Below are 13,832 nucleotides of genomic sequence, written 5' to 3'. Positions count from 1 at the left end.
CAGAAAAAGGCTGTCCCCGAAGCCGATGAACGGATGGGACAGCCTTCTTTCTTAGGGCGGAAGTTCTACTAAACAAACAGTTCGATGCTGATTTTCGCCAGCTACGACCGCATTTTTCTTTTCACGATGCCCACGAGTTGGTGATAGCCTTCTCGGTAGAATACATACAATCCGACTATGTAAAGAACGGCTCCAAGTATGCCAAGGATGGCCAGCTGCCAAAGCGAGTAGAGATGATCGATCGGTACATAGAGCTTGAACAAGTACAGCGGCACGATCATGACGACTGTTGGCAGCAATACGTTTCCGAACAGGACAAAGAGCCTCCGCTTTTCGCCGGGTTCAAAATCTTTGTACATGAAAGCGGCGGTAGCAACCAAGTAATAAACGGACACAATTGAATTGGTCAATGCTAAGCCCGGATAGCCGAATGGCTTGATAAACAGCCAGTTTAAAATCGCATTTAATGCGATAGTCGTCACGCTGATTCGGAATACGATCGCAGTTTTTCCCCGAGCGTACATTGACTTCGATACAATATATTGCAGACCTTGCGTCACGATGGTTGGCAAATAGTACACGAGCGCCAGATAGGTTTGATACGTGTCCGCGGCCGTAAATTTGCCGCGTTCAAAAATAAACGCAATCGTTTCCCGTCCTGCCACGATCAGCCATGCAGTGATGGGCATTAAAGTTAAAAGCGACAGCTGCATTCCTAAGAAAAACGTGTCTTGGAATTTTTTTTGATTATCCAGCTGTTCAGATAACAGCGTAAAAATAATCACCGCAATCGATGTCGCATAGACGGTTTGGGGGATGGAGGTAATGAGCGAAGCGTCGTTTAAATAGGTGACGGCTCCCTTAATGTCAGACGCAAACGCCTTATTGACGAACACGTTAATTTGCCCCACAACCGAGTTCAATAAAGAGGGGACGAGCAACACAAGAAAAGTCTTGCGAAATTCGCGTTCGACTTTCCAAACCGGACTCCAGCGGTACCCTGTCCGGAACAAATAGGCCAGCTGAAGAATCGTTCCTAAAATGGTTCCGAAAATAAACCCGTAGGCAAGACTGTTAATTCCCCATTTTTCTGAAAACAAAAAGGCAAAGGCGACGCCCATGATCGTTTGCAGCAGTTTGGCGATTTGCGACGGAACGAACACCCTCCGGCCCTGTAAATAGGAATCCAATATTCCGCTCAGTGCAATAAAGCTCATAAACAGGAAGAAAAATTGCGTAACGGCAATCGCCGTTTCCTTCGTTTGCGGCTTCATGTCCCCATAAATCCAAGGGACAAAGTCGGGAACGAAGAAATAGCCGGTCACGGTGACCACAAGGAAAATGAGCACCGTCCAGTTCATCACTCCGTTCGCGTTTTGTTCTGCCTGCTTTGGCTGTTCTTTCAGCTGCTGGACGTACATAGGAAGGAACACATTATTGAATCCGCCCGAAATCATGGCGAGCGCCAACGTAATAAACGAAAACGCAAGCAAATACCCGTCTGTATATTGGCTGACCCCAAACTGGTGGGCGATGATGCTCTCCCGGACAAAACCGGACAGCTTCACCACCACAGCCAAGATCGTCAGCCAAATGGCTGTTTTTTTCAATGACATGAATGACACCTCTTAAGTAAGGAAACGTGCAGAAGAGCTTGCATCTGCACGTTTCGGAGTGGACTGGTAAACTAAAATTTCAGTCAGTGGCGATTTTTCTCATCCACAATGATCGCTTGTTGGACCAATCGGACATCAGGGACGGTGATCCCGCAGGACTTTTTTCTGTCCGATACGGTCTTGAAAAAGAGACTGCTACTGGCCAAAACGTTCCTTCAGCAAATCGATATTTTTCATTGCTTCTCTGCGCATTTCTGCGGCATTCTCACGGATCATCTCTTTCAGTTCTTCCTGGCGCTGCAATACTTCCCGGGCATTATCCGCCAGTTTTTCCGGATCCAAGTTTTCAAGTGTGAAGGAATAGTCCCACATCCCGGAACGCTTCAGTAAACTTTCGACCTTTTTGTCATAGCTGATCCCGATATGGGGAACACCTGCCAAACAGGAAAAAATCAAGCAATGCAGACGCAGTCCGATCGTCATTTCGCAAGCTGAGATAAAATTCAAATACTGATTAGGGGTAAAGTCGGGTCCAAGCAGAAGGCTTTGATCACGATGTTTCATCTGCTGCCGGACTTTTTCAGAGGCTCGGACGTCATAATGCCCTTCCATCGGGACGAAGACAGGAGTGACGCCTTCGGATTCGATCAGGCTATCCAGCGCTTGGGCGATATGCCCGTAATAAGACGTATCTCCGAACCAAGGGCGGACACTGACCGCGACCAATCGCTCCCCGCCTTTTAACGGCAAGCTGTCCAAACAGGCGCTGTCCTCCTTTTGGTGAAAGGCAAAGACGATATCTGCCGTTACCACTGATTCCGGCCTGTTAACGCCGAGTTTGTGGAGAAGCTCCTTTGAAAATGGATCTCTTACTGTGATGAAATCGGCCATATTGGCAAAGACTTTCATGAGAATTTTTCCCCATGTCGTATTGACGGGACCAATGCCCTGGGAGAAAAACATGACTTTTGCTCCGCACAACTTGGCTAAAAACACGATCAATAAATAATAAGGAAGCGGTCCGAACAAAAATTTCGTCGGATACGTGTCCTGAAGGAGACCGCCGCCTCCGGAAATCAATAAATCCGCCTTCTTTAAAGCTTGTACTTTTTGTTTATTTTCACGGCGCCACCCGCGGTACACGGACCGGACATTGTGGCGTTTTGCCGTTTTCTCCGGGGAAAAGGAAAAAACGGTGATATCCACCTCGTCAATCTCGTTGCGCAAGTTATCGAGAATCGCTTCCAATATCGCTTCGTCCCCGGTATTGCCAAGGCCGTAAAAGCCGGAAATAACTACTTTCAATTGGTTTCCTCCTTCTCATTTCCTCCTTCATGCAAGGCTTGATTTTCTCGAACCTTTTTTGTTGTGGAGAATGAGATGTCCTGTCTATTATTCATCATCTGTAAAGAGGAATAAGTAGAAAAAAATAAAAGAGAGAATGACGAAAAACCGCCTTCTCCACCCTTCCCACACTGCCCTTCATTGTATCATTTGCCATAAACACATTCAATGGATACATAAGGACTAGTATAAAATGGAACGAAAATGAGGGAGTGAGATAGATAGAGAGATTGGTTCGTTTATAAAGAATACTTAGTAAGGGAACACACCAATAGTGCTATACATCTCCTCGGGTGACATCATTACCCAAAAAACTTTCTTTTTCAACCAAAAAAGACTATAATTTGGTAATGACATGACAATTCTATCTATCCAATAGTCTATACGATAGTGTTTAAGAGTGATATTAAGAACTATTTACAAATAAGTAAAAAATCACAAAAAAATCCTCAAGTTCATAAAAAACACTTGAAAAAAAGACTTGGTTTGATAGAATAAAAGAAGAGTTTAAATCTGCCAATTTGCCCATATTGTTCATTTTTATGGAACAATTGGCTTATGGAAGGTTTAGATGGATTTGGTAAAAACGATTGTGTTTTTTTCAGTCGTTTTCATATGTACTATTACAAAACGGGGAGGAAATAGTGAATGGCTTACCAACCAAAGTCTTATCGCAAATTTGTGGCTACGGCTGCAACAGCAACATTGGTAGCAACGGCTGTAACGCCGGCATTTGCTGCTGAAAATCTTCCATTTAACGATGTAAACAAAAATTATGAAAAAGCTGTCAGCGAATTGTACAGCAAAGGCATCGTTAAAGGAGTCAGCAAAACTGAATTCGGTACGTACAAAACTTTGAAACGCGGCGATGCAGCTGTCATCATCGCTAGAGCGTTAGAACTTGACACGAAAAATGCTCCGGATGCTGGTTTCAAAGATGTGAACAGCAAGATTAAAGGTGCTGTAAACGCTCTTGTAGCTAAAGGAATCATCAGCGGGGTTTCTAAAGATAAATTTGATCCTGAGTCTTCGTTAACTCGCGGTCAAATGGCGAAAATCTTAGTCAACTCTTATCCTGTTTTGAAAGATGCGTCGAAAGAAACACCTTTCAAAGACTTAACAGCTGACTTCAAACCTTACATTGAAGCTCTTTACGGCGCTGGAATCACTGGTGGTACTTCCGATACTACATACGGAACAACTCAAAAGATCACTCGTGGTGACTTTGCAAAATTGCTTTATAAAGCAATGAACTATAAAAAAGTTGATAGCATCAAAGCTATTGACGACATCACAGTAGACGAAGGAACAAAATTAGAAGACGTTAAACTTCCAGAAAAAGTAACCGTTGTTTACTCTGACAAATCTGAAAAAGAAGCATCCGTAAAATGGGATATTTCTAAAGTGGATACTTCTAAACCAGGTACTTACAAAGTTGAAGGAACTGTTGAAGGAACTGACCTGAAAGCTTTTGTTAATGTTGTGGTTAAGTCAACGACGCCTAAAGTTGCAAGTGTGAAAGCAATTAATGCTACACAAGTTCAAGTGACATTCAATAAAGAAGTTGATAAAGCAGATGCTGAAGACACTACAAAATATTCTATTGATAATACTCGTCCTAATTCTGCCAATTTAGGTGCAGATAAGAAGACTGTTACTTTAACTTTTGCAAATGCGTCCGATGTGGAAGTTACAAATAAAGTTCTAGTTGTAGAACCTGTTAAAACAGCAGCTGATGCAAATGTGTCTACAGAAAAATATGTCCAAGTATTTACTTATGAAGATAAAGAAGCTCCACAAATTACAAGTGTAGAATCAAAGACTAAAGGAAATGTAGCAACTAGCTTAACTGTTAAAGCTTCAGAGCCAATTCAATCTTCTTTGGCAAAAGTAGACGGTTCATATGTAAACATAGATTTCAATGGCACAGATACTGCTACAATCACGGGTCTTTCCTTAGAAACTGGAAAAACACATACAATCGAATTAATTAACTTAACAGATAAAGGTGGAAATGTAACAGTTTCTACTTCCGCATCATTTAATGTAACTGTTGACACAGTGGCACCAACTGCTACTCTATCACAAAAAAGTGATAAAGAAATTCTTGTAACATTCAGCAAACCAATGGATGTTAATTCTGTATTAGGTGCTCTTGCATCTTCAAACAACCCTGTCAAAGATGAAACTTTAGCTAATGTAGCAATAAGTACTCCAACAGTAGTGCCTGACACAAATGATACTCAGTTTATCATTCCGGTGACTGACACCTTATATGCAAATAAGTCTAGCAGAACATTAACAGTAGTATTGCCTAATACAATTCAAGACAAGTTAGGTAACAATATTACTGCAGGTACTCAAACAGTTACATTAACTAAAGATACTGTTAAACCAGTTGCAACTGGTTATAACGTTGTTAAAAATTCTAATGGTGAAGTAACTGCTATTGAAGTTTCCTTCAGTGAAGGATTAAAAGCTGGTACTCCAGAAGTTCCTTCTATTGTTAATGAAAATGGGGTAGACGTAAGTAGTACGCTATTAGGAGGACTGAAAGCTCAGCCTGTATCCGATGGCGATAAAAAAGTAGTATATACAGCTAATACACCAGCTAAAGTATCTGGCAAATATGCATTTTCATTCCCAGCTGGTTTAGTAACGGATCAATCTGAAGCCGGAAATAAATCAGATGCGTTCAATTACACAATTGATTTTGGTGCAGGTGCTACAACATTTGATTTATCATCTGTTGATGCTGAAAATAACGTAATCACTGTTGATTTTGGTAGAGCAGTTAAAGGCGGAGCAGTTGCCAATTCTGCAACTGATTTAGCGAACTATACACTAGGTGGAAAACCACTGCCAGAGGGTACTAAAATTGTGTTAAATGGGACACAAGACAAAGCTACTATTACATTGCCTTCTGAATCTATTGAGAAAACAGATCCAAATGCTGTATTTACAGTAGCAAACGTAAAATCTCTTAATAATGAATTGTTGAACTCTTATAAAGGAACTGTCTCTGTTGTTGATAATGTTAAGCCAGTGTTGAATTCCGCATCATTAACATCAGATAATAAACTTTTGATCGGCTTTAGTGAAACACTTGATGTAGATCCAGTGGTTGGAGACCTAGTGATTAAGGTTAACGACAAGACTGTTACTGCAAATTTTACAGGTTCAGGAAAAGCTCTTACTGTTACTAAAGGTACTGGATCGGATGCAGGTAAATATCTAGTTAACCTAGATGATCTTGTAGTTCAAGGTGCACCAACAGATCCTGGTGATAATGTTCCTGCAACGCCGACATACTTTGATGTAAATAACAACGGCACTTACGAGGATGGAACAGATATTAAAATTGCTGATGGTCCAGTTGATAACTTTAAAATCACGTCTTCTCCAGCAATTAACAGCGTAACTGTTTCGACATTAGCTACGGGTGATTCTACAGCGGCAGATGCTGCTAACAATCCACTTAAAAATGATGTAACTGTTAAAGTTAAATAATTTCAAGTTTCGTGCGCTGGTATTTCGAGATCCAAAAAAGTTAACAGTGTAAATACGGATTTGTTAAAAGGAACTAGAGCTGACAAGCTTTGGTTCCTTTCTTTTTTGGCTCTATTAGATCGGTGCCTGTCACGCCCCGAGATTTGTCGAAAGATGGATAGTTGAAGTGAGAGAGGGAATAGATTAAAATGAAAAACAGAACAAATGTTCTTATAGGTGGTGATGAGAATTTAATAGATTTGCTCTAAATTAAAGAAAGATACTTGTGTTAAAAGACAGTCCATCAATTCAGTGGGAAGGAGTAATAGAGGTGGGACGTCCAAAGCGTGTATGGATTCCCCAACGGTTTTATCATATCGTATGTCGAGGAAATCGGCGTGATCCATTATTTAAAGAAGCTCGTGATTTTTTAGCATTTTTCCATATTATCCACCAATGTCATGAAAAAATCCCCTTTGAAATAGCCTCCTATTGTCTTATGACGAATCACTTTCATTTACAGCTGCGTTCGCGACATGAATCTATATCCAAAGTGATGGCGCTTATCAATAAAAGATACGCTAACTATTATAACACTCGATATCAGTTGACAGGCCATGTGTTCGAAAAACGGTACTTTAGCAAATTAATTGATGATGCTAAAGGAATGTTGGAAGTAAGTCGTTATATTCATTTAAATTCTGTAGAAGCGCACATGGTATATGCACCAGAACAATGTCAGTGGAGTAGCTTCTATTTATATATGGATCCTCACTCAAAATGCCCGCGGTTTATGAACAAAGAGGCATTATTGCAATATTTTTCAGGAAATCAAGAAGAACACTGGAAAAAGTATGTTGAATTTGTACGAGAAGCCTCATATACCTCAGTGTAGCCCCATTTTTGCTGCAAAGAAAACAATCCAATTCCTCGTTCCTAATACTACGAATCTTTATTTTTCTTTCTTTTGAAAAATGTTTCAATTAAGGAGGATATTCCCTTTGACTATAAAAGTATTTAGCATTGGTTTAAAAGGTCTTGAAGGATACAAAGTACAAGTGGAAGTACAGATGACTCCAGGGAAGGAATCGATGATCATTGTCGGGTTGCCGGATGCATCTGTAAAAGAATCGAAAGAACGGGTGTTATCCACCTTACGATCGTTAGAATGTGATGTAACTGACCAGAAAATTGTGGTGAATTTATCACCATTGGGATACGTGCCTGTCACCACCCGAAAAATGTCGAGATTTGTAGACAAGTAGATTTTAAGGAAAGCTCTGTGGAGAGTAAAATCTCTGCGGGGTTTTTTTCTATTTGATTGATCGAACAGGAGCAAGCATCGATTCAAGAATGGAAGTCGTAATTTTATTTGAGTAGATTTCTTTTCGTTAAATTGTTACAATCATCATAGCAACTACATAAAGCAGATGGGCGGTTGGCACTCCCTGTAGAAAATTTGATATATGGTGACATATGAAACAATAGGTGTACTAATTCAATTTGACATCTTTTTAGCTACAGCTTTAACAGCAATTGTAGCGATTATTGCACTTGTCACCGACAAAAAGAAAAAGTAACCGCCCCTGCCTCGACCAAAAGATAAGGGTAGTTACTTTTCCAATTACTCGATTAAATCTGAGGTCAGCCGCTCTTCATGCGGCATGTAGTTGCATCGACTGAGCGTTCGCAGCGCTCGGTCTTTTTTATCTTATGAAGAATCTATACTTATTATACAAATGAATTTCTTAGTTTGGCAAGTGGGTGTGAGCGCAGGAGTCAGTCAAGACTTTGTGGGAATTTTTTTGGTTCGCTGAAAATAGATGTAAGTCATAGGTTAGCGAACCATTTTTTTGAATTTCATCCGTAAGCGCTTTCGGACTCTCATCCCTTGCCATGACAGACGAATATGTATACCTTTTTTTACCATCCCTTGAATTCAGACAGGGCATGATAGATCGGAGTCCCGGACGATTGCTGTAAATATGGCACGTTATTCCGCGTTACCTCTGGAAGAAGACGGCGGATGCGTTGTTTCGCCTTGTTCACGATCGTCTGTTTGGTAGATGCCGTTTCCTCCGCCGGATGCGACGATTCTTCTCCTAAACGATGTCCGAAAAGACGAATCCCATCCATCCGGGCAATCATTGCCTTGAAAAACGCCCTGAGTCCCTTGTCTGTCCAACTGCGGCGGTATTTCACCCGATACGCCAGCTGGCTCATCACGCTTTCAGCCCTCCCCATCGGATACATGCCCGTTGTGTCCACTCCTTGCTCCTTCAGCCATTCCCGGTAATCACGGATGCATCCCGGCATCGATTCGATCCGGTGGATCAAGGCAGCCAGCTGTTGTTCTTTCGCTTCGTCCCCCAGCGTGCCGAGGGCGCTGTTCAGTTCCACAAGCAGCTTCTCTTCATCCTGCTTCGCCAGCTTTTGCCGAATCGCCTGCCACCGTGGATGGCCCGAGAGGCATTGGCGCAACTCACGCGCCACGTGGAATCGATCCAATTGGAAGCAGACCCGTCCTTTGAAATACTCCCGGCACGCGGTAATCCATGGAGCGCCGTCCCCGTTGATGACAAGAAGATCCCGACACGGATCATAGGCATATTCGTTCATCAAAAATTCCTCGAAGCCTTCCCACACCTCCCCCTTGCCTTCATGGACGTAATGGCGCTGATTCACGAATTCGATCCGTGAGCCGTTACGCTTCCATCCTTCGTGAACGGTCAGGATTTTGTCTTCCTTGGCCCGTTTTCCCTTCCCTTGGAGAGAGACAAACAGTCCATCGGCCTCCACAAACAGCACCCGTCCATATCGCTGGTCAACCGGGCAGTGCAGCGGAACTTCAGCCTCGAGCACCAACTGGCGGATCGTCTCATGGCTCATCACCGGATACCCGACCATCTGGGCAAGCGTATGAGCCGCTTTGCGATAGGAAGAGCACTCCACAGCCAATCCCATCGCCGTTTCTTCTAGACAAGGGCTGATTGACTGCGATCCATCAAACGCTAAAAAGGAATCAAGCAAAAACGTGTAACGGTTTTGTTCTCGGTCTAAATAGTAGTTTCGCTCAAAGGTAACTTCGCCAAACAAGGTTTGAATCGTGGTGCGTCGTTTGTCTTTCAAGTGGTACCGGCGCTTGTCCCGGGTTTCCGCCAATTGTCGGTCGATGTCCTCCAACAGAGCCGTAAACAGCTCGGTGAAGGCGTTTTGCAAGGCTCGAAACAAATCAAGTTCGATCTCTTTCCATGTCAACGAATTTGTGGTAAGATGTTGTTGAATATTCATGGGACTCTCTCCTCCTGTTTGATGGTGTGAACAATGATCATCTTACCAGGGAGAGAGTCCTTTTTTCATGTTTCCTGCTTGGGATCCTACCGCGCTTTGCTTGGTGGCCCCGATGAGGGGGATTGCGAACCTACGTTCCCAACCCCCTCATCGGGGAATTCTAAGAATTTCTCCCACAAACATTTTACTCACACTGAGCGCAGGGATGCGTGCCTGTCACGCTCTGAGATTTGTAGAACAAAATCTTATTGTGGAATGGAAAGAGAGAAACTCTTCAAAGATAGATCTCCGCGGTTTTTTCTTTGACTGTTTTTTGCTTAAATCCCAGAAATTATAAATGAACGGCATATAAATATACAGGAATTATAAAAGCGGGGTGAATGTTTGATGACATGTAAAAATCAAGAAGCGTTTGAAAAAAGCGCAAGGAAATCATCAGACGCTTGAAAAAAGAAGGAATGAATGTTAGAAAAGGGAAAAGGATACCGGTAAATGGATATTATTCAGGAATCATTGGTCGGCAAGAAAAAGTATTGAGGCTCAATATCTCGATTAACTAATTTTAACACGCTAAAATATTAAGGAACACGAATGAAAAATCCTCCATTCAACGAAATGGAGTCCATCATTATGAACATTTCATTCGATAACCGGGCAGGATAAAGACCTGCTTTTTTCTTTTCACGGAGAAGGGGCCGTCAGTATCTGGCCCCTTACGTGAGCAGCTTACTGTCATATCGAAGATTAATTGAAAGTAGAGAATTAAAGGTTTCTGCTTTTTTATTTTATCCGTTGCAAATATACAGGAATTTGATTGTTTTTGTTGAAAAATAATATGACAGACTTAAACAAGGAAGGTGCGGACCTATGCCGAAAGTTTATTTATTTAACACCAATAAAACAAATAATCCCCAGAACGAGTTGGAGATGATTTACGAGAAGAAGGTTGCAGCTTATTATTCTCCATGGAAGTATTATATAGACGAAATTGAAGCAAACGATTTAGTTTTTCTTTACAGTAATAACAAAGGAATTATAGCAAGAGGAATAGCGACTGGTATTGTTGAAGTCAAAGATGCAGATGGCAATCCTGATGAAGAGCACTATATGCACTTGGATCACTTTGAAGAGTTAAAGGTTCCATTACCACCGTCAAAAATTACAGAGATTGCTCAGTCTGTTACGGATGCAAATTATAATATCAAATGGAATCAAACTATGATTCATATTCCATATTTTATCGGTTTAAAAATATGGCAATTTATTACGAGAAACTATTTGGAATAGGTTACTGCCAACCCCTGATAAAAAACAAATTCTTAATAGAAAGGAGCGTTGGCAAGCGTACCTGCCACACCATGAGATTCGTAGAACAACTACTATTGTGGAATAGAAAGAGAGAAACTCTTCAAAGAGAGATCTCTGCGAGGCTTATCTGAGGTTAATCCCTAAAAGCGGTTATAAATCAGGGGTTAGCGGTTTGGCGTTTTTTTTTTTTTTTTTAAATCTTCCTAAAAAATGATTATGGGTAATATGTTAGGAGAAGAGAGCCGCTCAATTAAGTGTTGATCTGTTCTCCTTTACTTTTATCTGTATTTTCACGAAACACTCATGCCATTGCTGTTATCGTTTATACCACAAGATGTTATAGATTCGTTAATAAGAGATTCAAGCGTGTCCAAAGCTGTCTTTGCATATTCTCTAGAAATTGCTGGTGGTCTGTTTCCGTGGACGATATGATTTCTATATTCCGTTATCTTTTTTATTAGTCTATCAAGACGCTTATTACTTTTTATACTTGGTAGGGGAGCTTCGGTATACATGAGTTTAATTACCTTGTGTATACTTGGATGACTTGGTTTAACGACAAGTTCTGTTGCTTTTGATTTTTTTCGAAAATCACATGTATTACAAGGGCTGTAGTGATGGAGAAAGTTATCAATGTCTTCTTTCCGCCATTTGGATTTTAGTCGGTCATAAATATGCTCATATATAAAACCCTCTAATGCGATATTTGCTTCTACTATCGTCATCGGATAATCTTCTAAATAAAATTTATTTCTTGCATTGGCTAATGCTAATTTCCAATAGGGATATTGGTTTCTAGAAGAAAGATATTCACGAATCTCTTCAGGCACTTGTGTTCTATCTTTGGGAATAGTAATTCCCTGAAAAGATAGGAATCCGCCTATTGGACTTCTGTTTAGAAATTGACAGCTGTAACGGATACCATCTAATAAATCATCTTTTTTTACTTTCTGAATATGATATTCTTCCGGATAATAAATTTTATACATGTCTAATAATTTATTTACACAAGCAATCGACAATTCAATATAATCATAATCACTCATGAATGAATTAAAATAAACAATGATTTCAGTATAAGATAACAGCCCTTTTCTTTCTCTAATTAGTTCTGCATTACCACTTATTATCATAAATTTTCCAGCTGTTACTTCTTGTTTTTCTTCTGTTTTAAAATGACTACTTAATTCTAGCTTGGCCGTTATATTATTTATTTTTACTTCAACAGGGCCAATCCATCTTAGACAAAAAGGAATTTTAAATGTTAAATGTAGTGATTCAAATTGATCACCTTCTTCCATGAATCGACTAATTAAATTGTTTATATCTACATTATTTTTCGACAAAAACATCACCCCCCTTAAAATTTTAAATTAAATTCAGATAACCAAATAAAAAAGTTTTTTACAAATAATTCACTCAACTTTCGCACACAGAAATATTTAAGCATTGCTTGATATAATTAGGTATAGTGGCCAACCATTTATTCATTTGATTTTTAAAGATGTCCATGTTCAAAGAAACCTCGGCTTCCGCCAAAGTTTGGAAAAGGTCAATAAGTGATTGAAGGGCAGTAATAAAATCTATGTCTTTTACATCTTCGCAAAGGATGTAAAAAAGGTTGCCAATCGTCTTAGGATCCTCCTCTTTTCGCATTTGCCAAGCAATGAGAATATATCGTGTAAAAACAATGGTTGTATGGCTAATTAACATGTCGTAGGAACGTCCCTGGAATTCTTTCTCTAAATTTAAAAGGGATTTATTGCATTTGAAGAAGACTTCAATGTCCCAACGCATGCCGTAAATACGAATGATCTCTTCATTTTCTAATGTTGTATCTGTGCTGAGAATGGCAAGCCATTCGCTCCGTTTATTACGGTTTCGTACAAATAGAATTTTTACTGGAATTCCATTGTCTAAAGTAGCATAAACGGATCCGCGAATGTCTTTTTTACCCATGTGAGGTTTTGCCAATTTGTAAAGTTGATTCAGTGTGAAACGTTCACCATTGTAAACGTATCGCTGCTTTAATTGCTTCACCAAGCCAATGACAAATAACCCTTTGTTCGTAATCTTCTCAATTAAAGGCGCTTGTGTAAACCAGGAATCCATGAGAACATAGTCAGCTATAATCCCTTTTTCAAGCGCATGATCAAGTAAAGCTGAAGCCACGTCCGGTTTTGATTTCAGAGCTTCCTGGCGACGCTTATAGCCAGATGTTCGTTTATCAATATCGGTATTGATTTCTTGCAGGCGATTTTCCTTTTTCGGTGAACTTAGAAGAGCAAAATCAACGGGAATAAAAGTAAAACTATCGGTCCAGCCAAGGGTAAGCATTTGAAACCCTTTCAAGTACTGATGGGTAGAGTGATCAAAAACCTTAGCCAACAGTTCAACCGACTTACTACGGTTTCTTGAAAAGACAGAATCATCAATCACAAAAGCTGTGACACGATCTTTTGAAGTTAATGGTTGAAGCAGACGGATCATTTCACTGCTTAATGAAAGCAGAAACTTTCTCCAATGATAGGTTGGTGTATTTAAAAAGCGATAGACTGTATCCTTTCCGGGCAGATCCTGAGATCGTTTACTCATAAAAGCACGAAACCAGTTCTTATATTGGAAGACTAAAAGAAAAATCAGTTTGAAAACAGTAAGACAAGAATACCCGGAAAGTTTCGTAATATTCGCTTTTCTTAAATGATATCCAATATTTAATTCGGAAAATCCTTGTTTAATTTCTTTTGGTAATTGCGCAAAGTAGTCTTTATTCGTTATCATAGT

8 protein-coding genes and 1 pseudogene are annotated in these 13,832 nt (G+C 40.3%); 4 read left to right on the top strand and 5 right to left on the bottom strand.

The genetic code is table 11. From position 1 onward, the window contains the following. Window positions 1–101: 101 nt before the first annotated feature. Both murJ and csaB read right to left on the bottom strand, forming a co-directional pair. Entirely contained in the window at window positions 102–1,616 is a 1,515-nt protein-coding gene (murJ, locus tag NST81_RS16325; protein WP_328203865.1) for a murein biosynthesis integral membrane protein MurJ, read from the bottom strand. Window positions 1,617–1,811: 195 nt separating this feature from the next. Beyond that, window positions 1,812–2,921, bottom strand: coding sequence for a polysaccharide pyruvyl transferase CsaB (csaB, locus tag NST81_RS16320; RefSeq protein ID WP_341030327.1), 1,110 nt, complete (start codon window positions 2,919–2,921; stop codon window positions 1,812–1,814). Between the two features lie 687 nt (window positions 2,922–3,608). Between csaB and NST81_RS16315 the strand changes: the two genes are divergently transcribed. The 3 genes and pseudogenes from NST81_RS16315 to NST81_RS16305 all read left to right on the top strand — a co-directional run. Next, complete coding sequence (locus NST81_RS16315) at window positions 3,609–6,470, top strand: S-layer homology domain-containing protein (protein WP_341030326.1); 2,862 nt, start codon at window positions 3,609–3,611, stop codon at window positions 6,468–6,470. A gap of 310 nt (window positions 6,471–6,780) precedes the next feature. Continuing rightward, window positions 6,781–7,344 (top strand): transposase, encoded by a 564-nt coding sequence (locus NST81_RS16310; RefSeq protein ID WP_341030324.1) that lies wholly within the window; start codon window positions 6,781–6,783, stop codon window positions 7,342–7,344. Between the two features lie 106 nt (window positions 7,345–7,450). Further along, window positions 7,451–7,660: pseudogene (locus tag NST81_RS16305) on the top strand (magnesium chelatase domain-containing protein); the annotation flags it as partial. A 712-nt stretch (window positions 7,661–8,372) separates the two neighbouring features. Here the strand turns inward: NST81_RS16305 and NST81_RS16295 are convergent. Beyond that, complete coding sequence (locus NST81_RS16295) at window positions 8,373–9,740, bottom strand: ISLre2 family transposase (protein WP_003355652.1); 1,368 nt, start codon at window positions 9,738–9,740, stop codon at window positions 8,373–8,375. A gap of 867 nt (window positions 9,741–10,607) precedes the next feature. Here NST81_RS16295 and NST81_RS16290 point away from each other — a divergent pair. Continuing rightward, window positions 10,608–11,027, top strand: a complete 420-nt coding sequence (locus NST81_RS16290) for a hypothetical protein (RefSeq protein WP_341030318.1) — start codon at window positions 10,608–10,610, stop codon at window positions 11,025–11,027. A 311-nt stretch (window positions 11,028–11,338) separates the two neighbouring features. Here the strand turns inward: NST81_RS16290 and NST81_RS16285 are convergent, their stop codons facing one another. After that, window positions 11,339–12,394 (bottom strand): hypothetical protein, encoded by a 1,056-nt coding sequence (locus tag NST81_RS16285; RefSeq protein ID WP_341030314.1) that lies wholly within the window; start codon window positions 12,392–12,394, stop codon window positions 11,339–11,341. Window positions 12,395–12,467: 73 nt separating this feature from the next. Next, window positions 12,468–13,829, bottom strand: coding sequence for an IS4 family transposase (locus tag NST81_RS16280; RefSeq protein ID WP_341027776.1), 1,362 nt, complete (start codon window positions 13,827–13,829; stop codon window positions 12,468–12,470). Window positions 13,830–13,832 lie beyond the last annotated feature (3 nt).

This window comes from Bacillus sp. FSL W8-0223, from assembly GCF_038006805.1.
Lineage (GTDB): Bacteria > Bacillota > Bacilli > Bacillales > DSM-4216 > Bacillus_O > Bacillus_O smithii.
The sequence above is the reverse complement of the archived record's forward strand: the minus strand, read 5'-3'. Positions and strand labels throughout refer to the sequence as shown.

Coding starts and splice junctions, on each gene's coding strand:
- murJ (WP_328203865.1), bottom strand. CDS start 1,616: ATGTCATTGAAAAAAACAGCCATTTGGCTGACGATCTTGGCTGTGGTG.
- NST81_RS16290 (WP_341030318.1), top strand. CDS start 10,608: ATGCCGAAAGTTTATTTATTTAACACCAATAAAACAAATAATCCCCAG.
- NST81_RS16280 (WP_341027776.1), bottom strand. CDS start 13,829: ATGATAACGAATAAAGACTACTTTGCGCAATTACCAAAAGAAATTAAA.
- NST81_RS16295 (WP_003355652.1), bottom strand. CDS start 9,740: ATGAATATTCAACAACATCTTACCACAAATTCGTTGACATGGAAAGAG.
- NST81_RS16315 (WP_341030326.1), top strand. CDS start 3,609: ATGGCTTACCAACCAAAGTCTTATCGCAAATTTGTGGCTACGGCTGCA.